Origin of the sequence: Pantoea eucrina (assembly GCF_020079945.1) — a bacterium.
GTDB classification, from domain to species: domain Bacteria; phylum Pseudomonadota; class Gammaproteobacteria; order Enterobacterales; family Enterobacteriaceae; genus Pantoea; species Pantoea eucrina.
Window position 1 is genome coordinate 600,227 of record NZ_CP083448.1, and the last position, 23,551, is coordinate 623,777.

The following is a 23,551-nucleotide window of genomic DNA, read 5'->3' on the forward strand; positions in this document are numbered from 1 at the left end:
ACCGCGGTTGGCAGTTTATTAACAATTCTGTAAACTCTCGCGGTGAAATGTCCCGGTGGCGACAGGGTAGCATGAGCCTGGGAAAGGTCGCTCTGACCGCCGGCAATCTAACAAGAGGTCATGATGAGTACAGAGATTAAAACTCAAGTCGTGGTACTTGGGGCAGGTCCTGCAGGTTACTCTGCAGCCTTCCGTTGCGCTGACTTAGGTCTGGAGACCGTTCTGGTTGAGCGCTACAACACCCTCGGTGGTGTTTGTCTGAACGTAGGCTGTATCCCGTCAAAAGCGCTGCTGCACGTCGCGAAAGTGATTGAAGAAGCGAAAGCGCTGGAAGAGCACGGCATCGTGTTTGGTCAGCCGCAGACAGACATTAACAAGATCCGCACCTGGAAAGAGAAGGTGATCAACCAGCTGACCGGCGGTCTGGCCGGAATGGCGAAAGGCCGTAAGGTCAAAGTCGTAAACGGTCTGGGTAAATTCACCGGTGCCAACACCCTGGTGGTTGAAGGTGAGGGTGGCGCAACCACCATCAACTTCGATAACGCAATCATCGCCGCAGGCTCACGCCCTATCGAGCTGCCGTTTATCCCGCATCACGATCCGCGCGTCTGGGACTCTACGTCAGCGCTGGAGCTGCGTGAAGTGCCGAAGCGTCTGCTGGTCATGGGCGGCGGCATCATCGGTCTGGAGATGGCGACAGTTTACCATGCGCTGGGTTCAGAGATTGACGTGGTTGAGATGTTTGACCAGGTGATCCCGGCAGCGGATAAAGACGTGGTTAAAGTCTTTACCAAGCGTATCAGTAAGAAATTCAATCTGATGCTGGAAACCAAAGTCACCGCGGTTGACGCGAAAGATGACGGTATCTATGTGTCGATGGAAGGTAAAAAAGCGCCTGCTGAGGCGCAGCGCTATGACGCGGTGCTGGTCGCCATTGGCCGCGTGCCAAACGGTAAAGGCCTCGACGCCGGTAAAGCGGGCGTGGAAGTGGACGAGCGCGGCTTTATCCGTGTCGATAAGCAGATGCGTACCAATGTGCCGCACATCTACGCTATCGGTGATATCGTGGGTCAGCCTATGCTGGCGCACAAAGGCGTGCACGAAGGCCACGTTGCCGCTGAGGTCATCTCTGGTCTGAAGCACTACTTCGATCCGAAAGTGATCCCATCCATCGCCTACACCGAGCCGGAAGTTGCATGGGTAGGTCTGACTGAGAAAGAAGCCAAAGAGAAGGGCATCAGCTACGAAGTCTCCACCTTCCCATGGGCGGCCTCAGGCCGTGCTATCGCTTCTGACTGCGCTGACGGCATGACCAAGCTGATCTTTGACAAAGAGACGCATCGCGTTATCGGCGGTGCTGTAGTCGGCACCAACGGCGGCGAGCTGCTGGGTGAAATCGGTCTGGCGATCGAAATGGGTTGTGATGCCGAAGATATCGCGCTCACCATCCATGCGCACCCGACGCTGCATGAATCAGTTGGCCTTGCCGCTGAAATCTTTGAGGGCAGCATCACCGATCTGCCAAACGCGAAAGCGAAGAAGAAATAAGTTTCACTTCTGCGATCAACGGCTCCTGCGGGGGCCGTTTTTTTTTGCTGTTACAGCCGCAGGCATAACTAAAGGTTAGCCAGATCATTTTCTGCCACGCTGAAAGTTATGATCTGAAAACCGCCTGCCGCATATCTGCCGCTTTTTTTTCCGTCTGCAGGGGAATACCCGGACAGTTATGCCGGAAATTGGCTGGATGTTGCTTTTTTGTAAACAGATTAACAATCAGGCGAAATCCTGCTATGCTGGCCGACGCAGAACCGGGCACCTCACCCTACTGTTTAACAGCATCAAGGTGTACCGGAAAGCTATACAATGAGAGCGAGGAGAACGTCGTGCTAGAAGAATACCGTAAGCACGTTGCCGAGCGTGCTGCCCAGGGAATCGTACCTAAGCCGTTAGATGCTTCCCAGATGGCCGCGCTGGTTGAACTGCTGAAAAGCCCGCCTGCGGGTGAAGAAGAATTTCTGGTTGACCTGCTGGTTAACCGCGTCCCGCCAGGCGTTGATGAAGCCGCCTATGTTAAAGCCGGTTTCCTGGCTGCTGTCGCAACGGGCGAAGCCCACTCTCCTCTGGTTACGCGCGAGAAAGCTGTTGAACTGCTGGGCACCATGCAGGGTGGCTATAACATCCACGCGCTGATTGAAGCACTCGACGACGAAGCGCTGGCACCGATTGCCGCTGAAGCGCTGTCCCATACGCTGCTGATGTTCGACAACTTCTACGATGTGGAAGAGAAAGCCAAAGCGGGTAACGCCCACGCAAAAAAAATCCTGCAATCCTGGGCTGATGCCGAGTGGTTCCTGAAGCGTCCTAAGCTGGCTGAAAAAATCACCACCACCGTGTTCAAAGTGACCGGCGAAACCAACACCGACGACCTCTCTCCGGCGCCGGATGCGTGGTCGCGCCCGGATATTCCACTGCATGCGCTGGCGATGCTGAAAAACCCGCGTGATGGTATTGAGCCAGACGAGGCGGGCAACATTGGCCCGATCAAACAGATTCAGGCGCTGCAGCAGAAAGGCTTCCCGCTGACGTATGTCGGCGACGTCGTCGGTACCGGCTCATCACGTAAATCCGCCACCAACTCGGTGCTGTGGTTTATGGGTGAAGATATCCCGTACGTGCCGAACAAAAAGGGCGGCGGTCTGTGCCTCGGCGGTAAAATTGCCCCGATTTTCTTCAACACCATGGAAGATGCCGGCGCGTTGCCGATCGAACTGGATGTTGAGCGCCTGAACATGGGCGATGTGATTGACGTTTACCCGTATAAAGGCGAAGTCCGCAGTCACGAAACCAATGAACTGCTGGCAACCTTTGAACTGAAAACCGATGTGCTGCTGGATGAAGTCCGCGCCGGCGGCCGTATTCCGCTGATTATCGGTCGCGGCCTGACGACGAAAGCACGCGAGTCACTCGGCCTGCCGGCAAGCGACGTCTTTGTGCAGGCGAAAGATATCGCCACCAGCACGCGCGGCTACTCGCTGGCGCAGAAGATGGTGGGCCGCGCCTGTGGCGTTGAGGGTATTCGTCCGGGCGCGTACTGCGAGCCGAAGATGACCTCTGTGGGTTCACAGGATACCACCGGTCCGATGACGCGCGATGAGCTGAAAGACCTGGCGTGCCTCGGCTTCTCCGCCGATCTGGTGATGCAATCCTTCTGCCACACCGCGGCCTATCCGAAGCCGGTTGATGTGACCACGCACCATACGCTGCCGGATTTCATCATGAACCGCGGTGGCGTCTCGCTGCGTCCGGGCGATGGTATTATTCACAGCTGGCTGAACCGTATGCTGCTGCCGGATACCGTTGGCACCGGCGGTGACTCACACACCCGCTTCCCGATTGGCATCTCTTTCCCGGCGGGTTCCGGCCTGGTGGCGTTTGCCGCTGCGACTGGCGTGATGCCGCTCGATATGCCGGAATCGGTGCTGGTGCGCTTTAAGGGCACCATGCAGCCGGGCATTACGCTGCGCGATCTGGTACACGCTATCCCGCTGTACGCGATTAAGCAGGGCCTGCTGACGGTAGAGAAGAAGGGCAAGAAAAACATCTTCTCCGGCCGTATTCTGGAGATCGAAGGTCTGCCGGATCTGAAAGTTGAGCAGGCTTTTGAGCTGTCTGATGCCTCCGCTGAGCGTTCTGCTGCCGGTTGTACCATCAAGCTGGATAAAGCGCCGATCATCGAGTACCTGAACTCCAACATCGTCCTGCTGAAGTGGATGATCTCGGAAGGCTACGGCGATCGCCGTACGCTGGAGCGCCGCGTTGAGGGCATGGAGAAATGGCTGGCCGATCCGCAGCTGCTGGAAGGCGATGCAGATGCAGAATACGCTGCGGTGATCGAGATCGATCTGGCGGATATCAAAGAGCCGATTCTGTGTGCACCAAACGATCCGGATGATGCGCGCTGGCTCTCTGACGTGCAGGGCGAGAAGATTGACGAAGTGTTTATCGGCTCCTGCATGACCAATATCGGTCACTTCCGCGCGGCCGGTAAGCTGCTGGACGCGCATAAGGGCCAGCTGCCGACGCGTCTCTGGGTGGCTCCGCCAACCAAGATGGATGCGGCGCAGCTTACCGAAGAGGGCTACTACAGCGTCTTTGGTAAAAGCGGTGCGCGTATTGAGATCCCGGGCTGTTCGCTCTGCATGGGTAACCAGGCACGCGTGCAGGACGGTGCGACGGTGGTCTCCACGTCGACCCGTAACTTCCCGAACCGTCTGGGTAACGGCGCCAACGTCTTCCTGGCATCAGCCGAGCTGGCTGCCGTCGCTTCGCTGCTTGGCAAACTGCCAACGCCGGACGAGTATCAGCAGTTTATGGTGCAGGTGGATAAAACGGCCGACGACACCTATCGCTATCTCAACTTTGACCAGCTGGGTCAATATACCGAGAAAGCGGACAGCGTGATTTTCCAGACCGCCGTATAACGCGACGGGTAAATCGGGGGGGATGATGCAAATCATCCCCCTTTTTTATGCCTTTTTTACCGGCGGCACTCCCGGCATAATGCGAGCGCGATCCCACTTTATTACGCGCGCTGCGCTCAGAATGCACATAAACGTGCAGTCCGGCGCGCTACTGGTATGAGGTAACCCAATGGAGTATGAATTTTTACGCGATATCACCGGCCAGGTCAGGGTGCGCATGTCGATGGATCACGAAGCGGTAGGCCACTGGTTTAACGAAGAGGTCCGCGACAACGCCGGGCTGCTGGATGAAGTGGAAGCGGCGGCGCGTGCGGTAAAAGGCACCCATCAGCAGTGGCAGCGTATCGGACATGAGTACACGCTGTGGCTGGATGAAGAAGAGGTGATGATCCGCGCTAACCAGCTGGCACTTGAGGATGAGGGGCTGGAAGAGGGCATGGCCTACTACGATGAAGAGAGTCTCTCATTCTGCGGCGTGGATGACTTTCTGGCGGTGATCGCGGCTTACCGGCAGTTTATAGCGGGCAGATAACCCGCACAGCCCTATGCCGCACCGTTACTTAACGTAGGCCAGCAGGCTCAGTGAATCACGCGCCAGCGATTTGCACTTCTTATCGTTATTGATTGCAATGCCACTCAGATCTTTATAGCTCTCTTCGCCCAGCGCTTTCATGTTGTAGCTGCTGTAGTTGCTCAAATCCCAGCGGTTCTGCTGGGCAAAAAACACCAGCGCTTTGCGGATTTGTGCATCCGGCAGCGCCTGGTAGCCGCAGTCGTTTTTCAGATAGACAAAGACCGCCGTCAGGTCAGCCAGATCTTCCGCTTCAGACTCGCTCAGCGCAAAACTGCTGGTGGAGAAGCCAAAGAGTCCCGCCAGCAGCAGGATCTTAATGCTTTTTGTCATAATGGTTCTCAGCAAAGGACAATCCATTGACGTTAGCACAGTTACCGTCCGGATTCCGCTTCTTTTACCCCGGCGACGGGCAGGCTACTATTTTGCTGCCCGGCACTTGACCCTCCCGCAGGGGCAGGGTTTAGGCTGGGTGCCTCATTATCACAAGGATATGCGTATGCAACGTCGCACTTTTCTCAAACTGACCGCGGCGCTCAGCGCGGCAGGCGCACTGCCGCTATGGAGCCGCTCACTGATGGCGGCTACGCGGCCGCTGCTGCCGATCCCTGCGCTGCTTGAGCCAGATGCGCGCGGTCACTACAGCCTTACCGCCATGACGGGCAGCACGCAGTGGCAGGGTAAAGCGGTGCCGACATGGGGCTATAACGGCAGCCTGCTCGGGCCGGTTCTGCGCCTGCAGCGCGAGAAGCGCGTCACGGTCAATATTCATAACCGGCTGCCGGAAGCGACCACCGTACACTGGCACGGCCTGGCGATTCCGGGTGACGTGGATGGAGGCCCGCAGGCGATTATCGCGCCCGGTGCCACGCGGCAGGTGAGCTTTACCCCCGATCAGCCGGCGGCGACCTGCTGGTTTCATCCGCATCTGCACGGCAAAACCGGTCATCAGGTGGCGCAGGGATTAGCCGGGCTGGTGCTGCTGGAGGATGAAGCGTCCGGCAAGCTGCGTCTGCCGATGCAGTGGGGAGCCGATGACGTACCGCTGATTTTCCAGGATAAACAGCTTAACAGCGCCGGCACGCATATCGATTATCAGCTGGATGTGATGCGCGCGGCGGTAGGCTGGTTTGGCGATATGATGCTGACCAACGGCGTGCAGTATCCGCAGCACGCCGTGCCGCGCGGCTGGCTGCGGCTGCGGCTGCTTAACGGCTGTAACGCCCGCTCGCTGGAGATCGCCACCAGCGATAAACGACCAGTCTATGTGGTGGGCAGCGATGGCGGACTGCTCGCTGAACCGGTACAGGTGACGTCGCTGTCACTGCTGCCGGGCGAGCGCTTTGAGGTGCTGATCGATACCTCTGACGGGCAGCCTTTTGATATCGTCACGCTGCCGGTGACGCAGATGGGGATGACGCTGCCGCCGTTTGATCGGCCACTGCCGCTGGTGCAGATCCTGCCGCTGCGCATTATGGCGAGCGGGACGCTGCCGGACACCCTGGTGGATCTGCCGCCGCTGCCTGCCAGTGACGGCGTACAGAACCGCTGGCTGCAGCTGATGATGGATCCGCAGCTGGATAAGCAGGGGATGCAGGCGCTGATGGATCGTTATGGCCATCAGGCGATGGGGGGCGCGGCAGACCACGGCGCGGCAGAGACGCACAGCGGACACGATGCCATGCCAATGGAACAGAGCGAACATGGCGCGATGCCGATGGATCACGGTGCGCACGACGCTGCCGCATACGATTTTCACCACGGCAATAAGATCAACGGTGAAGCGTTTAACATGCAGAAGCCGATGTTTGCCGTGCCGCTGGGTAAAACCGAGAAGTGGACGATTTCAGGCGAGGGCGATGCGATGCTGCATCCGTTCCATATTCACGGTGCACAGTTCCGTATCCTGTCAGAAAACGGCAAGCCGCCCACCGCGCATCGTGCCGGCTGGAAAGATATGGTTAACGTCAACGGCTGGCGCAGTGAAGTCTTAGTAAGGTTCGACTATGCTGCCAGCGCGGAGCATGCCTATATGGCACACTGCCATCTGCTGGAGCACGAAGATACCGGCATGATGCTCGGCTTCACGGTCGCGTAGCGGGGCCAGACGACCGCAAGGGCGGCATCTGAGCCGCTCGGCGTCAGCCGCCGTCTGCCGCCTCCAGCGCCTGGCTGATATCCGCAATCAGGTCGTCCGGATGCTCAATCCCGATCGACAGGCGCACCGTCGCGTCGCTGATGCCAATGCGCTGACGTACCGCCAGCGGCACGCCAGAGTGGGTGGTGCTGGCCGGATGGCTGGCGAGCGACTCGGTGCCGCCCAGGCTTACCGCCAGCTTAAACAGCGTCAGCGCGTTGAGAAAGCGGAAAGCCGCAGGTTCATCGCCCTGAATATCAAAGGAGAAGGTCGAGCCGGCGCCGCTGCACTGACGCCGGTACGTTTCTCCGGCCGCACTCTGTGCGTCAAGATAGGGCAGCCAGAACAGCGCCGCGACCTGAGGCCGGTCGCGCAGGAAGGCGGCGACCCGTTCCGCATTTGCGGCGGCTTTCTCCATGCGCAGCGCCAGCGTCTCCAGCGAACGGCCAATCATCCAGCTTGAGTGCGGGTCGAGCTGCGTGCCGATCGCGCTGCGCAGCGCGCGCACAGATTTCATCAGCGTCCGGCTGCCCAGCGCGGCGCCGGCGATAAGGTCGGAGTGGCCGCCCACATATTTGGTCAGCGAATAGAGCGAGATATCTGCGCCATGCTGCAGCGGATGCTGAAACAGCGGCCCCAGCAGCGTATTATCGCAGGCGATAACCGGACGCGAACCCTGCTGCTGTGCAATGACATCCGCCACCTGCGCAATAAGCCGGATATCCACCAGGCTGTTGGTGGGGTTGGCCGGCGTCTCGATCAGGATCAGGGCGACCCGGCCACGCTGCCACGCCAGCTTCGCCGCCTCATAAACCTTATCTTCATCCGTACCCTCGCTGAACCCTACGGCTTTAATTTCCAGATCGTGCAGCGTCTTGCTCAGCAGAGTTTCTGTGCCGCCATACAGCGGCTGTGAATGCAGGATCACCTCGCCCGGCCGCGCAAACGCAAGCAGCGTAGTGGCAATGGCTGACATACCGGAAGAGAAGAGCACCGCGCTCTCAGCGCCCTCATAGATAGCCAGGCGATCTTCAACGATTTCGCTGTTGGGATGGTTAAAGCGTGAATAGACCAGTCCGCCACTCTGGCCAGCAGGCGGCTGACGGCGACCCGATACATAATCAAAAAAATCTTTGCCCTCTTCGGCACTGTTGAAAACAAAGGTTGAGGTAAGAAACACCGGCGGTTTTACCGCGCCTTCTGACAGCCGCGGATCGTAACCGTAATTAAGCATCTGCGTTTCCGGATGCAGCATGCGCCGATCGGAAGGTTCTTTATTGCTGGATGAGTTTGCCATAGCAGCTCCGGCTGAATCAGGATAAAGCGCGTAAACCCTGCTATAGAGTTAATGCCATCGCGGAAAATTTTGCTACGTAATCGTTTGCGTTTTGTGTGCGCCGTTAGCCATCAGGCGCATTGTGATAGACTGCGGAGCTTTCTGAAAACCTTAACCAGGCGAACGCAATGAAACACACCGTTGATGTGATGATCTCCCGGGAGGAGATTGCAACCCGTATTGCCGAGCTGGGCAAACAGATCAGTGAAGCCTACCGCGACAGCGGCAGCGAGATGGTGCTGGTTGGTCTGCTGCGCGGCTCCTTTATGTTTATGGCCGATCTGTGCCGGGAAATTGACGTCCCGCATGAGGTCGACTTTATGACCGCCTCCAGCTACGGCAGCGGCATGTCGTCGTCACGCGACGTCAAAATCCTGAAAGATCTCGATGAAGATATTCGCGGTAAAGATGTGCTGATCGTGGAAGATATCATCGACTCCGGCAACACGCTGAGCAAAGTGCGTGAGATCCTGCGCCTGCGTGAGCCAAAATCGCTGGCCATCTGCACGCTGCTGGATAAACCCGAGCGTCGTGAAGTTGAGGTGCCGGTCGAATATGTGGGCTTTACCATTCCCGATGAGTTTGTCGTGGGCTTTGGCATTGACTACGCGCAGCGCTATCGTCATCTGCCCTATATCGGCAAAGTCACCATGCTGGACGCATAACCGCACAATCTACCTGGGTCATTTTGGCCGTTCCGGGATAGAATCAGCCGCCCGTAAGTGACTGACTTGCGGGCCTGATGCACTTTTCTGCACGATACAGCGCGTCATGCGCTCCCCGCAGGCGCACCACGTCTGATTTCAACACAAATTCTGCTGAATTCGCCGCACGTCTGGCGCGGGCGCACTATCATTTTCATCAGGCTTTGATGTCACAACAACAGGATATGGACTCGCAATGACTTATGCACTGGAACTTTCCGGGCTGACCAAGACCTATCCCGGCGGCGTACAGGCGCTGAAAGGTCTCGATCTGAACGTAGAGGCGGGCGACTTTTACGCTCTGCTGGGACCAAACGGGGCCGGTAAATCGACCACCATTGGGATTATCAGCTCGCTGGTTAATAAATCTGGCGGCAGCGTTCGGGTATTTGGTTACGACCTGCAAAAAGATGTGGTCAATGCCAAGCGCCAGCTCGGGCTGGTGCCACAGGAGTTCAACTTTAACCCGTTTGAAACCGTGATGCAGATCGTCGTAAACCAGGCAGGCTATTACGGCGTGGAGCGGGCAGAGGCGAACAAACGTGCGGAGAAGTATCTTAACCAGCTCGATCTGTGGGGCAAACGCAATGAGCGCGCCCGCATGCTTTCAGGCGGTATGAAGCGCCGCCTCATGATTGCGCGTGCGCTGATGCATGAGCCCAAGCTGCTGATTCTGGATGAGCCGACGGCCGGCGTGGATATTGAGCTGCGCCGCTCAATGTGGGTGTTTCTGAAAGAGCTGAATGCGAAAGGCACCACGATTATCCTCACCACGCACTATCTGGAAGAGGCAGAGATGCTGTGTCGCAATATCGGCATTATTCAGAGCGGCGAACTGGTGGAGAATACCTCCATGAAGGGCCTGCTCTCTAAACTGAAATCGGAAACCTTTATTCTCGATCTCGCCCCGCGCAGCGCGCTGCCGCAGCTGGAGGGCTTTCAGTATCGCCTGGTGGATACCTCGACGCTGGAAGTGGAAGTGATGCGTGAGCAGGGGCTTAACAGCGTATTCAGTCAGCTGAGCGCGCAGGGCGTACAGGTGCTGAGCATGCGTAACAAAGCAAACCGGCTGGAAGAGCTGTTTGTGGGACTGACACAGGGTAAAGCAGGAGGCAGAGCATGACGCATCTTTATTGGGTCGCGTTAAAGAGTATCTGGAGCAAAGAGATTAACCGGTTTGCCCGCATCTGGATCCAGACGCTGGTCCCGCCGGTGATCACCATGACGCTCTACTTTATTATTTTCGGTAACCTGATTGGTTCACGCATTGGCGACATGCACGGCTTCAGCTATATGCAGTTTATCGTGCCGGGCCTGATTATGATGTCGGTGATCACCAACGCCTATGCTAACGTCGCCTCCTCTTTTTTCAGCGCAAAATTTCAGCGCAATATTGAAGAGCTGCTGGTGGCACCGGTGCCGACCCACATCATCATTGCCGGCTATGTCGGCGGCGGCGTGGCGCGTGGCGTCTGCGTGGGGATCCTAGTGACGGCGGTCTCGCTCTTCTTTGTGCCGTTCCACGTTTTTTCCTGGCCAATGGTTGCCATCACTCTGCTGCTGACCGCGGTGCTCTTTTCGCTGGCGGGTCTGCTGAACGCGGTGTTCGCCCGCACGTTTGATGATATCAGCCTGATCCCGACCTTTGTGCTGACGCCGCTGACTTATCTGGGCGGCGTCTTCTATTCGCTGGCGCTGCTGCCGCCGTTCTGGCAGGCAGTCTCGAAGCTGAATCCGGTGGTGTATATGATCAGCGGCTTCCGGTACGGCTTCCTCGGCATTAACGATGTGCCGCTGGTGTTTACGCTGTCGGTGCTGTTAGCGTTTATCGTGGTGTTTTATGTGCTGGTGTATACGCTGATCCAGCGCGGTCGCGGCTTACGCACCTGAATGTTATTGAGCGGGATAATAAACAGGGGCGCCGGAAAGGCGCCCCTGATGTTTCCGGCAGCTCAGCGTAATATGGCTGAACGCTACGCAACCTGAACCGGCAGCGCCCGGGCAAGACGTTTCATCTCATTATCGCCCTCAAAATAGGCCACCTTTGGCTGCCAGCTGCGCGCCACTTCATCCTCTACCTGCACGTAAGAGCAGATAATCATGATGTCTCCGGCACAGGCGCAGCGCGCGGCAGCACCGTTTACGGAGATAATTTTTGATCCCCGCTCGGCGGCGATGGCGTAGGTGGAAAAACGCTGGCCGTTGGTCACGTTGTAAATATCGATCGCTTCATATTGCAGAATGCCGGCAGCATCCAGGAAATCCTGATCGATCGCGCAGGAGCCTTCATAGTGCAGATCGGCCTGCGTGACTTTGACGCGGTGCAGTTTGCCCTGCAGAACAGTACGAATCATCGCGGTATACCCTTAAGGTGCTGTTTAAACGACGGCTTACGCCATCAGATCCACTTGCTGATTATCAATCAGACGCGCGTTGCCCAGCCAGGCGGCCATCAGGATCACCGCGCGCTGGCTCTCCACCGTCAGCGGCTGCAGCGTGCTGGCATCGCAGATCGCCAGCCCGTCAGGACGAAACCCCTTTTCCTGCAGCGCGGCATTCGCCTGTTCAATAATCTCATCAATGTGGCGTTCGCCGTTGCTGAGGCGCTCCGCCATACTCTGCATGACCTGGCTCAGACCCGGTGCCAGCCTGCGTTCATCGGCAGTAAGATAGCCATTGCGCGAACTCAGCGCCAGCCCATCTTTCGCCCGCACGGTGGGCACGCCAACGATGTCGATATCAAAGCCCATATCCGCAACCAGTTTGCGTATGATCGCCAGCTGCTGAAAGTCCTTTTCGCCAAAACAGGCGACGTCAGGCTGCACCAGGTTGAACAGTTTGCTGACGATCGTAGCGACCCCACGGAAGTGGCCCGGCCGGCTGGCACCCTCCAGCAGTGCGGAGAGCACCGGCACCTCAACAAACGTCTGGTTCTCTGTACCCTGCGGATAGATCGCCTGCGGTGCTGGTGCAAATACCAGATCCACACCGTGACGGTTAAGCTTTTCGCAATCGTCCTGCAGCGTGCGCGGATAGCGTGCAAGGTCATCCGCGCGGTCAAACTGCATCGGATTAACAAACACCGAGACCACAACCACATCAGCCCGCTGGCGCGCTTCATCAACCAGCGTCAGGTGGCCATCATGCAGATTGCCCATTGTGGGCACCAGGGCGATACGTTTGCCCGCCTGGCGCCAGCGACGGATCTCGCGGCGTAGCATCGGCAGCGTTTCAATGATCAACACGATAAATCTCCGGATTCAGAAGAAGCTGTGTTCGGCGGCAGGATAGGTGCCAGCCTCAACGTCGGCAATATACTGGCGAATTGCCGCGCGAATGTCGCCGGTTTCGGCGAGGAAATTTTTGGCAAATTTTGGAATGTGGCCACCGGTGATGCCAAAGGCGTCATGCATCACCAGAATCTGGCCATCGGTGACGTTACCTGCGCCGATGCCGATCACCGGAATGGTCAGCGCCTGGGTGATGCGCCCCGCCAGCGCGACCGGCACGCACTCCAGTACCATCAGCTGTGCGCCAGCGGCTTCCAGCGCCAGGGCGTCTGCCAGCAGGCGTTCAGCGTCCGCCTCATCACGGCCCTGCACTTTGTAGCCGCCAAAAATATTTACCGACTGCGGCGTCAGGCCCAGATGGCCACAGACCGGTACGGCGCGCTCGGTCAGCATGCGTACACTCTCCGCCAGCCACGCACCCCCTTCCAGTTTGACCATGTTGGCACCGGCGCGCATCAGCTGCGCGGCAGAGGCGAAAGTCTGCTCCGGAGTGGCATAGCTCATAAAGGGCAGGTCAGCCATGATCAGTGCCTGCGGCGCGCCACGGCGCACGGCGGCGGTATGATAGGCGATATCAGCCACCGTCACCGGCAGCGTGGAATCATGCCCCTGCACCGTCATACCCAGCGAATCGCCAATCAGCATCACCTGAATGCCTTCATCGGCAAACAGGCGGGCAAAGCTGAAATCATAAGCGGTAAGAGTGGCAAAGCGGCGCCCGCTGGCTTTCAGCTGGCGCAGATGAGAGATAGTGGTTGGTTTCATCGCAATCTCCGGCGTTTCTGATGCGCGCAGTGTACTGGATTGCTTGCAGGGGGGATATGACCGGCAGGAAATTATCGCGTGTCAGACGGACCAGAGGGTGATTTCGCTGCAGTCCAGCGTGGCGAGCACGCCGCTCAGCGGACGGCCATCGGGCAGGCGCAGACCCGGCGCAATCTCCAGCAGCGGCAGCAGCATAAATGCCCGGTTGTGCATATCATAGTGCGGTACGGTTAAACGCGGCGTATGGATCACCTGATTGCCAAACAGCATGATATCGATATCGAGCGTACGCGGCCCCCAGCGCTCAGCTTTGCGCACGCGGCCATGTTCCAGCTCAATATGCTGGGTGTGATCCAGCAGCGTCTCGGGCAGCAGCGCTGTATCAAGCGCCACTACCGCGTTCAGGTAGTCGGGCTGATCCGCCGGACCATAGGGCGGCGTGCGATAGAACGATGAGGTCGCCACGCGGGAGGTCTCCGGCAGCGTATCGAGCGCCGCAAGCGCTGCATCAATCTGATGCAGCGGATCGGCAAGATTACTGCCCAGGGCGAGATAGACGCGATTCATGATGCGTTGCTGCTGCTGCCCTGTTCGCGACGCGGACCGGTGGAGCGGCGGCGCGGACGGCGCGGTTTACGGCGCGGCTGCGGATCGTCCCCCAGCGTGTTCAGCATGGTTTTCTGCTGGACCGGAACGGCGGCCTGGAATTCACCCCACCACTGGCTGAGACGCTGCAGTTCCGGATTCTTTTCTACTTCAGCACGCAGCGCCAGCAGGTCGTAAGCGGCGCGGAATTTCGGATGCTCCATCAGCTTCCATGCGCGTTTGCCGTGGCGACGCGACATACGCAGCTGCAGCTGCCAGATATCGCGGACCAGGGTGGTAATGCGTTTCGGGATCGCCAGCGCGCGGCACGCCTCGTCCAGCGTATCATTCATGGAGAGTGCAAACGCGTCATAGTAGGTCAGGCCGCTCTCCTGAGCGATACGCTCAGCGGATTCCAGCTGCGGATACCAGAACATTGCGGCAAACAGAAACGCCGGATTGACACGCAAATCGTTGTGCAGCCGGGTATCGGTGTTTTTCAGCACCTGCGCCAGCATGCGTTCCATCATGCTGTCGCCTTGCTCGGTAAAGTGGCGCGCCAGGGTCGGGAACAGCGGCTGGAAGAGCTGATATTCACACAGCATCTGCCAGGTGCGGTAGCCATAGCCAGCCTGCAGCAGCTTCAGCGCCTCTTCAAACAGGCGGGCGGGCGGAACGTCATTCAGCAGCGTCGCCAGGCGCGGGATCGGCTCGGCGGTTTCCGGCGCAATCTGCATATTGAGTTTGGCGGCAAAGCGCACCACGCGCAGCATGCGTACCGGATCTTCACGGTAGCGCGTCTCCGGATCGCCAATCAGGCGTACCACGCCCTCCTGCAGATCCTGCAGGCCACCCACATAGTCGCGGACCGTGAAGTCTGCCACGCTGTAGTAGAGGCTGTTGATGGTGAGATCGCGGCGCTGCGCATCATCTTCGATGCTGCCAAAAATATTGTCGCGCAGCAGCATGCCGTTCTGGCCGCGCTGCGAGCTGTTGCGATCGTCTTCGCTCTCTTCCTGATGGTGGCCGCGGAAAGTCGCCACCTCGATCACTTCCGGCCCAAACATCACGTGCGCCAGACGGAAACGGCGGCCAACCAGACGGCAGTTGCGGAACAGTTTGCGCATCTGCTCAGGCGTGGCATTGGTCGTCACGTCGAAATCTTTCGGCTTTTTGCCCAGTAGCAGGTCGCGTACGCCGCCGCCGACCAGGTAAGCTTCAAAGCCTGCTTTATTCAGGCGATAGAGCACCTTAAGGGCGTTTTCGCTGATATCTTTGCGTGAGATGTTATGGTTTTCCCGGGGAATGATGGTCATCTGGTTTTCAGCTTCCACCTCTTCAGGCACCTCCTCGTCACGCTTGAGGACTCTCCGGCAAAAATTAGCGACTCGGGTAAAAATGGGACACCTCGACAGTGACAAAAAATGGGTGGTAATAAAATCAGCGGCTAATCATAGCCTGTTGCGAACCATTTAGGAATGGCGTTGTCATTTCATCCGGCTTTAGCGCGTCATGTAACGGGATCTGCGCCGGCGCCCAGCGCGTAATGGCCTGGCTCAGCAGCAACGCCAGCGGGCTATCCTGCCAGCCTTCTTCTGCCGGCTGTCCGAGAAAGCGCAGCGCCTGCACCAGCAGCGGACGCGGATCGCCAGCGGGCAGGGCAGGGGCGTGATTCTGCTTGGAGAGTTTATTGCCGTCAGCGGCGATCGCCAGCGGCAGATGCAGGTATGCCGGCGGCGTCCAGCCAAACTGCTGATAGAGCGCGATCTGACGCACCGTCGGGGCGATTAAATCCGCGCCGCGCACAATTTCGGTAACGCCCTGGTCATGATCGTCGACCACCACCGCCAGGTTATAGGCGAACAGCCCGTCCCGGCGATGGATAATAAAATCCTCTTCCGCCAGCTGAGGATCCGCCAGCAGCTCCCCGCGCAGCCGATCGGTAAAATGCCGGACCGGCGCGTGCTGGCGCAGGCGCAGCGCCGCGTTATCCGGCGGGAGCCGGCGATCGCGACAGTAACCATCGTAATACCCACCCAGCTGCTGAATACGCCGGCGACTGCAGGTGCAGAAATAGCTCTGGCGATGCGTGCGCAACCAGGCCAGCGCCGCCCGATACGCATCATGCCGCTGTGACTGCCACATCACTTCACCATCCCACTCCAGCCCGTAATGCTCCAGCTGCTGCAGAATGCGCGTGGCAGCACCCGGTACTTCACGTGGCGGATCGATATCTTCAATACGCACCAGCCAGCGGCCCTGCTGCGCACGCGCGCTGAGATAACTGCCGAGTGCAGCAATCAGGGAACCAAAATGAAGATCGCCGGAGGGCGAAGGGGCGAAGCGACCAATACAGGAGGACATAGCAGAGGGTGTCACTGGAAGATACACCGCACGGCGGGGAAAGATTGATTTTCCCTGCTGTGCGGTGAGAACAGGCGGATGGACATCAGCCAGCCATCTGCTTCTCGCGGATCTCAGCCAGCGTTTTGCAGTCAATGCAAAGATCGGCAGTCGGACGCGCTTCCAGACGGCGGATACCGATTTCAACACCGCAGGATTCACAGTAGCCGAAGTCGTCATCTTCCACTTTTTTCAGCGTCTTCTCGATCTTCTTAATCAGCTTACGCTCGCGATCGCGGTTACGCAGTTCCAGGCTGAACTCCTCTTCCTGCGCTGCTCGGTCAACCGGATCGGGGAAGTTAGCAGCTTCGTCCTGCATGTGTGACACAGTACGGTCTACTTCATCCCTGAGTTGGTTGCGCCAGGCTTCCAGAATCTTACGGAAGTGGCCTAACTGGGCGTCGTTCATATACTCTTCGCCCGGTTTCTCCTGATACGGCTCCACACCTGCGATGGCGAGGATACTCAGGGACGATGTTTTACGGTTTTGCCCTTCTTGCATGTTGTTTCTCCTGGATAACACGCACTACCCGTTGCGATTCAGACTGCCCGGCAGGATTGCTGCACGGCTGGCCTGTCTGCTCTGGGTTTATCGATTCCCATCAGGGAAAAAAACAGGCCGCTATAAATAGCAGAAGCAATCAAGGTTGGCAATTATTCCTGAACACACCTTGACAAGCCTGTGAGTAAAAGCGTATTTAGCGCGCCTCCGGCTCCATCCTGACACAGTTTATCGCCACTATTATGACAGCTCAGCGCAGGCTGCCACCGGCAGCGGTCGGGAGAGCTGCATCTGCTCAGGAGAAAGCGTGGCCTGATACGCAAACACTTCTACGCCACGGCGCTGTGCCTGTACCAGTAGTTCTGCGTAGTGCGCGTCGATATGGCGCGCCGGGGAAACGTCCTCAATCCCCGTGTGCAGAACAGCAAACAACAAAACGGCCCGATGACCTTCTGCCGCGATTGCACTGAGTTCGCGCAGATGCTTCTGTCCGCGGACCGTCACCGCATCCGGAAAGTAGCCTTTACCATTCTGTAAAAGGGTGACGGATTTGACTTCAATATAGCAGTTTGATCTGCCCTCTGCCTGCAGAAGGAAATCAATTCGGCTTTTTTCCGTGCCATATTTCACTTCGCTGCGGCAGTGGGTGTAACCGGATAATTCCGGAATATGCTGCTGCTGCAGCGCCTCCTGCACCAGCTGGTTAGCGCGCAGCGTATTAACGCAGATCCAGTGGCCCGACTGCGTCTCTGTCAGCTCCCAGCTGTGCGGATATTTGCGCGTCGTGCTGGCTGACGTGGAGTACCACACCGTGTCGCCGGGCGTGGCGCAGCCGGTCATGGCGCCGGTGTTGGCGCAGTGGATGGTCAGCAGGTCGCCCTCAGGCGTCACGATGTCAGCCAGAAAGCGCTTGTAGCGCGCCACCAGACGAGCCGGCTTAAGCGGCAGAGTAAACTGCATGGTGGATCCTCAGGCTGAAGTGAGCGGCCAGCGCGCCACGGTTTTGTAGCGCGTACGGCCGCGGGAAAAGAGCGATGAACAGAGCGCAAACCGGGTCGCTTCCATCTGCCAGTGAAACCCGCGCGGCGGCAGCACAATGCGCTGTGTGGCGTGGCGCAGCAGGGTAACGTGCGGATGAAAAGGCTGTGCGCTCTGCGCGCAGCCGTGTCGTGCCGCCTGAGCGCGCAGCAGCGACGCCAACTGCAGCAGTCCGCGCGGCGCGCGGCGGCAGCCGAGCCATACTACGCCGGGGCGTGGCCAGTGTCCGGCATCATCCAGGTCAAGCGTAAAAGCGGGCTGGGTAATACGCGCGGCGAGCTGTTGCAGGCTCTCCTGCGTCTCGCGGTTCACCTCACCCAGAAACGCCAGCGTCAGATGCAGGTTGGCCGCTGCAACCGGCGTACCGGCCTCAGCGGCAAAATTATCCGCCCGCCACTGCACCAGCTGCTGCTGAAGCGGAGCAGGCAGTTCAAGAGCAAAAAACAGGCGTTGCGTGGTCATAAGCGTGCTCCGGTAATCTGCGCCGGGTGGTGTACAATGCGCGCCATATTAGCACAGGCAGAGCAGGAGAAGAGCGTGAGTGAATTACCGGTCAGCGAGGTATTGCCTGCGCTGCTGACGGCGCTGGAGCGTTCGCCCCAGGTGCTGCTGGCGGCCCCTACCGGCGCAGGAAAATCGACCTGGCTGCCGCTGCAGCTGCTGCAGCAGGCGTCGCTGCCGGGGCGTATTATTATGCTGGAACCGCGTCGTCTGGCGGCGCGCAATGTGGCCCAGCGGCTGGCGGAGCAGCTTGGCGAGCAGCCGGGCGACACCGTGGGTTACCGGCTGCGCGGTGAGAGCTGCGTCGGTGCGCATACCCGACTCGAAGTGGTCACCGAGGGGATCCTGACGCGCATGCTGCAGCGCGATCCCATGCTGGAGGACGTAGCGCTGGTGATCCTTGATGAGTTTCATGAGCGCAGCCTGCAGGCCGATCTGGCGCTGGCGCTGCTACTGGATGTGCAGCAGGGGCTGCGCGATGACCTGAAGCTGCTGCTGATGTCCGCCACGCTGGATAATCAGCGTCTGCAGGCGCTGCTGCCCGCTGCGCCTGCCATTGTATCGGCCGGACGCAGCTATCCGGTGGCGCGCCGCTATGCCACCCTCAATCCGCAGACGCGTTTTGAGGAGGCGGTGGCGCGCGAGGTCGCCCAGCTGCTGCGCGAGGAGCACGGCTCGCTGCTGCTGTTTCTGCCGGGCGTGGCGGAGATTGAGCGTGTCAGGCGGGAGCTGAGCGCACGGGTGGGGGACGATATCGATCTGGCTCCGCTCTACGGTGCGCTGCCGCTGGAGGCGCAGCGGCGCGCCATTCTGCCGGCCGCCGCCGGCCGCCGGAAGGTCGTGCTCGCTACGAACATTGCGGAGAGCAGCCTGACCATCGAGGGGATCCGTCTGGTGGTCGATAGCGCGCTGGAGCGGGTCGCGCAGTTTGATGCCCGCAGCGGCGTCACCCGGCTGCAAACGCAGCGTATCAGTCAGGCATCCATGACGCAGCGCGCCGGGCGCGCCGGCCGGCTTGAGCCGGGTATCTGCCTGCATCTGCTGGCACAGGAGCAGGCGCTGCGCGCGCCGGCGCAGAGTGATGCAGAGATCTTAAGCAGCGATCTCGCCGGTCTGCGGCTGGAGCTGCTGCAGTGGGGCTGTAGCACGGCAGCGCAGCTGCAGTGGCTTGACCTGCCGCCGGCCCGCAACCTGCAGGCGGCGGACGCGCTGCTGCACCAGCTGGGCGCGCTGGACAGCGCCGGACGGCTTAACGCCACCGGCCGGAAAATGGCGCGGCTCGGCAGCGATCCGCGTCTTGCGGCCATACTCTGCGCGGCGGGGGAGGAGAGCGATGCCATTGCCAGCGCGGCGCTGCTGGTGGCCACTCTCGAAGATCCGCCGCGCGGCGGCAGCGTCGATTTGCGTGACGCGCTGAACCATCCCCAGCCGCAGTGGCAGCGGCGGGCGCGGCAGTGGCAGCAGCGTCTGCACGCCAGCGGTGGACGGGTGGATGCCGATCGCATTCCGCTGCTGCTGGCGGCGGGTTTTGCCGACCGCATTGCGCAGCGGCGCGGCGAGAGCGCACGCTACCAGTTGGCAAACGGTCTCGGCGCCATGCTGGATGAGGATCACGGCCTTAGTCGCTATCCCGCCCTGATTGCGCCCGCGCTGCTGCAGGGGGCGGGCGCGGCGGACGCACGCATGCTGCTGGCGCTGCCGGTGGACCTGACGGCGCTGCGGGCAGCGCTGCCGCAGCTCATTACCCGCCGGGTTGACGTGGAATGGGATGAGGAGAGAGGCACGCTGCGCGCCTGGAAACGCGAACTGCTGGGCGAGCTGGTGCTCAGCGCGCAGCCTCAGGCGCGGCCAGACGCTGAGATTCTGCATCCTGCCATGCTGCGCTGGATACGCGAAAAGGGATTGTCGGTGCTGGGCTGGACGCCGGAAGCGGAGCAGCTGCGCCTGCGCCTGCAGTGCGCGACGCAGTGGTTGCCGGAAGAGGGGTGGCCGCCGCTGGACGATACGGCATTGCTTGATACACTGGAAAGCTGGTTACTGCCTGAGATGACGGGCGTGCGCGATCTGAAAGGGCTGCAGGGCATTAACCTCAGCCGGGCATTATTACATTTGCTGACATGGTCGCAACGTCAGCGGCTGGATAGTGCGCTGCCAACTCACTACACTGTGCCGACCGGAAGCCGCCTGCCCATCCGCTATCACGCAGAGAATCCGCCCGCGCTGGCCGTTCGCCTGCAGGAGATGTTTGGCGAGGCGCAGAATCCGGCTATCGCTGAGGGCCGCGTGCCGCTGGTGCTGGAGCTGCTGTCACCGGCGCATCGTCCGCTGCAGATCACCCGCGATCTGGCGGCGTTCTGGCGCGGCGCGTACCCCGAGGTGCAGAAAGAGATGAAAGGGCGCTACCCCAAACATCCATGGCCGGACGATCCGGCCAGCGCCCTGCCAACAAGGCGCACCAAAAAGTTTTCCCCGTAACCCTGTGGATCGAATTCAGAGGGTTCTGCCATGCGCCGCGGGAGAAAGCAGTTAGAGTAACGGCCGCAGCTACCGCTATGCCTGGAGAGAAGAGAGTATGTCTGGGAACGATCGCGAACCTATTGGGCGCAAAGGAAAAGCGCCAAAGCCGCCGCGCACTACCGCGCGGCGCGGGCACCGCAAAGAGCCTGATGGCCACATCGGGCAAACTGATATTGATGAAGATTATGAGGAGAGCGCTCCGGTGCCACCGAAAAGTAAAGGAAGGGGTAAAGGCCCGCAGCGCGGCAAGCGCCGCTGGTTAGGCTGGCTCATTAAGCTCTTCCTCGTTGTTGTTGTTGTGATGGCGGCCTGGGGCGTCTATCTCGACTCTGAGATCCGCAGCCGTATTGATGGTAAAGTCTGGCAGCTGCCTGCCGCCGTCTACGGGCGCATGGTCAGCCTTGAGCCTGGCATGGCCTATGATAAGAAAGAGATGATTGCGCTGCTGGAAGGTACGCAGTATCGCGAAGTGTCGCGCATTACGCGTCCGGGCGAGTTCAGCGTCAAGGGCAATACCATCGATCTGCTGCGCCGGCCGTTTGATTTTCCTGACAGCAAAGAGGGACAGATCAACGCGCGTCTGACCTTCAGCAACGATGAGCTCTCCGGTATTAAAAATCTCGATACCGGGCGCGACTTCGGTTTCTTCCGTCTCGATCCGCGCCTGATCACCATGCTGCAGTCGCCTAACGGCGAACAGCGTCTGTTTGTGCCGCGTGCCGGCTTCCCGGATCTGCTGGTCGATACGCTGATCGCGACCGAAGATCGTCACTTCTATGAGCATGACGGGATCAGCCCTTACTCGATCGGCCGTGCATTTCTGGCCAACATCACCGCCGGAAAAGCGGTACAGGGCGGCAGTACGCTGACGCAGCAGCTGGTTAAAAACCTGTTCCTGACCAATGAGCGCTCACTATGGCGTAAAGCGCGTGAAGCCTATATGGCGGTGATCATGGATGCGCGTTACAGCAAAGATCGCATCCTTGAGCTCTACCTCAATGAGGTCTATCTCGGTCAGGCCGGTAACGATCAGATCCGCGGCTTCCCGCTGGCCAGCCTCTACTATTTCGGGCGTCCGGTTGATGAGCTCAGCCTCGATCAGCAGGCGATGCTGGTCGGAATGGTAAAAGGCGCCTCGCTCTACAACCCGTGGCGGAATCCAAAGCTGGCGCTGGAGCGACGTAATCTGGTGCTGCGTCTGCTGCAGCAGCAGCAGGTGATTGACCAGGAGCTGTATGACATGCTCTCGGCGCGTCCGCTGGGCGTACAGCCAAAAGGCGGCGTGATCACCCCGCAGCCCGCCTTTATGCAGATGGTGCGTAATGAGCTGCAGGCGAAGCTGGGCGACAAGGTAAAAGATCTCTCGGGCGTGAAAATTTTCACCACGCTCGATCCGGTTTCACAGGACGCGGCTGAAAAGGCGGTAGAAGAGGGGATCCCCACGCTGAAGAAACAGCGCGGGCTGAAAGATCTGGAAACCGCCATGGTGGTGGTAGACCGCTTCAGCGGTGAAGTGCGTGCTATGGTTGGCGGTTCCGATCCGCAGTTTGCCGGCTATAACCGCGCGCTGCAGGCGCGCCGCTCTATCGGCTCGCTGGCGAAACCGGCTACCTATCTGACCGCGCTGAGTCAGCCCAACAGCTACCGGCTGAACAGCTGGATCGCGGATGAACCGATTGCGCTGAAGCAGCCCAACGGCAGCGTCTGGAAGCCAATGAACGACGATCGTCGCTTCAGCGGCAAGGTGATGCTGGTGGATGCGCTGACTAACTCCATGAACGTGCCAACGGTTAATCTGGGCATGACGCTGGGGCTGGATGCGGTAGTGGATACCTGGAATAAACTGGGCGTGTCGAAAGATCAGCTACATCCGGTGCCGGCGATGCTGCTGGGCGCGCTGAACCTGACGCCGGTGGAAGTGGCGCAGGCGTTCCAGTCGATCGCCAGCGGCGGCAACCGTGCTGACCTGTCGGCGGTGCGTTCGGTCATCGCTGAAGATAGCTCGGTTCTGTTCCAGAGCTTTCCGCAGGCGCAGCGCGTGGAGCCTGCTCAGGCGGCCTATCTGACGCTCTATACCATGCAGCAGGTGGCGGAACGCGGTACCGCCCATGCTCTGGGCGCACGCTATCCGAAAGCGCACCTGGCGGGCAAAACCGGGACCACCAACGATCTGATCGACAGCTGGTTTGCCGGTGTTGACGGTAAAGAAGTGGCGATTACCTGGGTCGGACGTGATAACAACCAGACGTCGAAACTCTATGGCTCCAGCGGTGCGATGCAGATTTACCGTCGCTATCTCGATAATCAGGCGCCGATGCCGCTGGTCCTGACGCCGCCGGAGGATATCACGCAGATGAACGTTGATTCTGCGGGTAATTTCGTCTGCGGATCTGGCAGCAGTACCTGGCGTTCACTGCCGGTCTGGACGCTGGATCCGGCCGCACTCTGCCAGCAGCAGATGGAGCAGCAGCAGGTGTTCCAGCAGCAACAGCAGCAGCAGCCTGAGCAGCAACAGCAACAGCAGCAACAGTCGCAGAATGAGCAAAAGGATTCTGACGGCGTGGCGGGCTGGATCAAAGATATGTTTGACAGTAAATAAGTCATCCCTTCATACAGGGCGCTCCGGCGCCCTTTTTTTTGCCTCCGGTTTTTTATCCGCGATCAATCGATGCTGCAATCAGGCAGTAATTGCGGCAATCGCGCAGATTACATCTTGCAGAT

At 59.3% G+C, this 23,551-nt stretch carries 20 protein-coding genes; 9 read left to right on the forward strand and 11 right to left on the reverse strand.

The window, feature by feature from the left end; genetic code table 11:
- The first annotated feature begins 123 nt into the window (after window positions 1-123).
- The 3 genes from lpdA (at window position 124) to yacL (ending at window position 5,013) form a co-directional block, all read left to right on the forward strand.
- Window positions 124-1,548, forward strand: a complete 1,425-nt coding sequence (lpdA, locus tag LAC65_RS02710; RefSeq protein WP_039385712.1) for a dihydrolipoyl dehydrogenase — start codon at window positions 124-126, stop codon at window positions 1,546-1,548.
- Window positions 1,549-1,883: 335 nt separating this feature from the next.
- Complete coding sequence (acnB, locus tag LAC65_RS02715; RefSeq protein WP_104085531.1) at window positions 1,884-4,481, forward strand: bifunctional aconitate hydratase 2/2-methylisocitrate dehydratase; 2,598 nt, start codon at window positions 1,884-1,886, stop codon at window positions 4,479-4,481.
- A 169-nt stretch (window positions 4,482-4,650) separates the two neighbouring features.
- Window positions 4,651-5,013, forward strand: a complete 363-nt coding sequence (gene yacL / locus LAC65_RS02720; protein ID WP_039382633.1) for a protein YacL — start codon at window positions 4,651-4,653, stop codon at window positions 5,011-5,013.
- A 24-nt stretch (window positions 5,014-5,037) separates the two neighbouring features.
- Here the strand turns inward: yacL and LAC65_RS02725 are convergent, their stop codons facing one another.
- Window positions 5,038-5,385 (reverse strand): YacC family pilotin-like protein, encoded by a 348-nt coding sequence (locus LAC65_RS02725; RefSeq protein WP_039382635.1) that lies wholly within the window; start codon window positions 5,383-5,385, stop codon window positions 5,038-5,040.
- 166 nt (window positions 5,386-5,551) lie between these two features.
- Between LAC65_RS02725 and cueO the strand changes: the two genes are divergently transcribed.
- Window positions 5,552-7,150: a multicopper oxidase CueO gene (gene cueO, locus LAC65_RS02730; RefSeq protein WP_039382636.1), complete on the forward strand. Its 1,599-nt coding sequence runs from the start codon at window positions 5,552-5,554 to the stop codon at window positions 7,148-7,150.
- Between the two features lie 43 nt (window positions 7,151-7,193).
- Here the strand turns inward: cueO and LAC65_RS02735 are convergent, their stop codons facing one another.
- On the reverse strand, window positions 7,194-8,486 hold the full coding sequence (locus LAC65_RS02735; protein ID WP_039382638.1) for a cystathionine gamma-synthase family protein: 1,293 nt from the start codon (window positions 8,484-8,486) through the stop codon (window positions 7,194-7,196).
- Between the two features lie 167 nt (window positions 8,487-8,653).
- On the opposite strand from LAC65_RS02735, the gene hpt reads away from it, so the two are divergent.
- From hpt to LAC65_RS02750, 3 genes are all read left to right on the forward strand, one after another.
- Window positions 8,654-9,190 (forward strand): hypoxanthine phosphoribosyltransferase, encoded by a 537-nt coding sequence (hpt, locus tag LAC65_RS02740; protein ID WP_039382640.1) that lies wholly within the window; start codon window positions 8,654-8,656, stop codon window positions 9,188-9,190.
- Window positions 9,191-9,425: 235 nt separating this feature from the next.
- Window positions 9,426-10,352, forward strand: coding sequence for an ABC transporter ATP-binding protein (locus tag LAC65_RS02745; protein ID WP_039382642.1), 927 nt, complete (start codon window positions 9,426-9,428; stop codon window positions 10,350-10,352).
- Entirely contained in the window at window positions 10,349-11,119 is a 771-nt protein-coding gene (locus LAC65_RS02750) for an ABC transporter permease (RefSeq protein WP_039382646.1), read from the forward strand. Before LAC65_RS02745 ends, LAC65_RS02750 begins: the two co-directional genes overlap by 4 nt.
- An 83-nt stretch (window positions 11,120-11,202) precedes the next feature.
- Here the strand turns inward: LAC65_RS02750 and panD are convergent, their stop codons facing one another.
- From panD to thpR, 9 genes are all read right to left on the reverse strand, one after another.
- Window positions 11,203-11,583, reverse strand: coding sequence for an aspartate 1-decarboxylase (gene panD, locus LAC65_RS02755; RefSeq protein WP_039382649.1), 381 nt, complete (start codon window positions 11,581-11,583; stop codon window positions 11,203-11,205).
- A 36-nt stretch (window positions 11,584-11,619) separates the two neighbouring features.
- Window positions 11,620-12,474 (reverse strand): pantoate--beta-alanine ligase, encoded by an 855-nt coding sequence (gene panC / locus LAC65_RS02760; RefSeq protein WP_039382651.1) that lies wholly within the window; start codon window positions 12,472-12,474, stop codon window positions 11,620-11,622.
- A 15-nt stretch (window positions 12,475-12,489) separates the two neighbouring features.
- Complete coding sequence (gene panB, locus LAC65_RS02765; RefSeq protein WP_039382654.1) at window positions 12,490-13,284, reverse strand: 3-methyl-2-oxobutanoate hydroxymethyltransferase; 795 nt, start codon at window positions 13,282-13,284, stop codon at window positions 12,490-12,492.
- Window positions 13,285-13,365: 81 nt separating this feature from the next.
- Complete coding sequence (gene folK / locus LAC65_RS02770) at window positions 13,366-13,851, reverse strand: 2-amino-4-hydroxy-6-hydroxymethyldihydropteridine diphosphokinase (RefSeq protein WP_039382657.1); 486 nt, start codon at window positions 13,849-13,851, stop codon at window positions 13,366-13,368.
- Complete coding sequence (gene pcnB / locus LAC65_RS02775; RefSeq protein ID WP_211279566.1) at window positions 13,848-15,269, reverse strand: polynucleotide adenylyltransferase PcnB; 1,422 nt, start codon at window positions 15,267-15,269, stop codon at window positions 13,848-13,850. Before pcnB ends, folK begins: the two co-directional genes overlap by 4 nt.
- A 40-nt stretch (window positions 15,270-15,309) precedes the next feature.
- Window positions 15,310-16,233, reverse strand: a complete 924-nt coding sequence (gluQRS, locus tag LAC65_RS02780) for a tRNA glutamyl-Q(34) synthetase GluQRS (protein ID WP_039382659.1) — start codon at window positions 16,231-16,233, stop codon at window positions 15,310-15,312.
- Between the two features lie 85 nt (window positions 16,234-16,318).
- Window positions 16,319-16,774, reverse strand: coding sequence for an RNA polymerase-binding protein DksA (gene dksA / locus LAC65_RS02785; RefSeq protein WP_039382663.1), 456 nt, complete (start codon window positions 16,772-16,774; stop codon window positions 16,319-16,321).
- 240 nt (window positions 16,775-17,014) lie between these two features.
- Window positions 17,015-17,734 carry a DNA/RNA nuclease SfsA gene (sfsA, locus tag LAC65_RS02790; RefSeq protein WP_039382667.1) on the reverse strand — a complete coding sequence of 240 codons (720 nt, stop codon included), beginning with the start codon at window positions 17,732-17,734 and terminating at the stop codon, window positions 17,015-17,017.
- A gap of 9 nt (window positions 17,735-17,743) precedes the next feature.
- On the reverse strand, window positions 17,744-18,274 hold the full coding sequence (thpR, locus tag LAC65_RS02795) for an RNA 2',3'-cyclic phosphodiesterase (RefSeq protein ID WP_039382671.1): 531 nt from the start codon (window positions 18,272-18,274) through the stop codon (window positions 17,744-17,746).
- A gap of 36 nt (window positions 18,275-18,310) precedes the next feature.
- Between thpR and hrpB the strand changes: the two genes are divergently transcribed.
- Window positions 18,311-20,788: an ATP-dependent helicase HrpB gene (hrpB, locus tag LAC65_RS02800; RefSeq protein WP_039382673.1), complete on the forward strand. Its 2,478-nt coding sequence runs from the start codon at window positions 18,311-18,313 to the stop codon at window positions 20,786-20,788.
- 97 nt (window positions 20,789-20,885) lie between these two features.
- Entirely contained in the window at window positions 20,886-23,429 is a 2,544-nt protein-coding gene (mrcB, locus tag LAC65_RS02805) for a bifunctional glycosyl transferase/transpeptidase (protein ID WP_039382675.1), read from the forward strand.
- The last annotated feature ends 122 nt before the right edge of the window (window positions 23,430-23,551 follow it).

Excerpts from the sequence above, each read along its gene's own strand:
- LAC65_RS02725 (WP_039382635.1), bottom strand. The coding sequence starts at position 5,385 with ATGACAAAAAGCATTAAGATCCTGCTGCTGGCGGGACTCTTTGGCTTC.
- LAC65_RS02745 (WP_039382642.1), top strand. The coding sequence starts at position 9,426 with ATGACTTATGCACTGGAACTTTCCGGGCTGACCAAGACCTATCCCGGC.
- sfsA (WP_039382667.1), bottom strand. The coding sequence starts at position 17,734 with ATGCAGTTTACTCTGCCGCTTAAGCCGGCTCGTCTGGTGGCGCGCTAC.
- cueO (WP_039382636.1), top strand. The coding sequence starts at position 5,552 with ATGCAACGTCGCACTTTTCTCAAACTGACCGCGGCGCTCAGCGCGGCA.
- dksA (WP_039382663.1), bottom strand. The coding sequence starts at position 16,774 with ATGCAAGAAGGGCAAAACCGTAAAACATCGTCCCTGAGTATCCTCGCC.
- yacL (WP_039382633.1), top strand. The coding sequence starts at position 4,651 with ATGGAGTATGAATTTTTACGCGATATCACCGGCCAGGTCAGGGTGCGC.
- panD (WP_039382649.1), bottom strand. The coding sequence starts at position 11,583 with ATGATTCGTACTGTTCTGCAGGGCAAACTGCACCGCGTCAAAGTCACG.
- hrpB (WP_039382673.1), top strand. The coding sequence starts at position 18,311 with ATGCGCGCCATATTAGCACAGGCAGAGCAGGAGAAGAGCGTGAGTGAA.
- lpdA (WP_039385712.1), top strand. The coding sequence starts at position 124 with ATGAGTACAGAGATTAAAACTCAAGTCGTGGTACTTGGGGCAGGTCCT.
- mrcB (WP_039382675.1), top strand. The coding sequence starts at position 20,886 with ATGTCTGGGAACGATCGCGAACCTATTGGGCGCAAAGGAAAAGCGCCA.
- LAC65_RS02735 (WP_039382638.1), bottom strand. The coding sequence starts at position 8,486 with ATGGCAAACTCATCCAGCAATAAAGAACCTTCCGATCGGCGCATGCTG.
- LAC65_RS02750 (WP_039382646.1), top strand. The coding sequence starts at position 10,349 with ATGACGCATCTTTATTGGGTCGCGTTAAAGAGTATCTGGAGCAAAGAG.
- gluQRS (WP_039382659.1), bottom strand. The coding sequence starts at position 16,233 with ATGTCCTCCTGTATTGGTCGCTTCGCCCCTTCGCCCTCCGGCGATCTT.
- hpt (WP_039382640.1), top strand. The coding sequence starts at position 8,654 with ATGAAACACACCGTTGATGTGATGATCTCCCGGGAGGAGATTGCAACC.
- thpR (WP_039382671.1), bottom strand. The coding sequence starts at position 18,274 with ATGACCACGCAACGCCTGTTTTTTGCTCTTGAACTGCCTGCTCCGCTT.
- panB (WP_039382654.1), bottom strand. The coding sequence starts at position 13,284 with ATGAAACCAACCACTATCTCTCATCTGCGCCAGCTGAAAGCCAGCGGG.
- folK (WP_039382657.1), bottom strand. The coding sequence starts at position 13,851 with ATGAATCGCGTCTATCTCGCCCTGGGCAGTAATCTTGCCGATCCGCTG.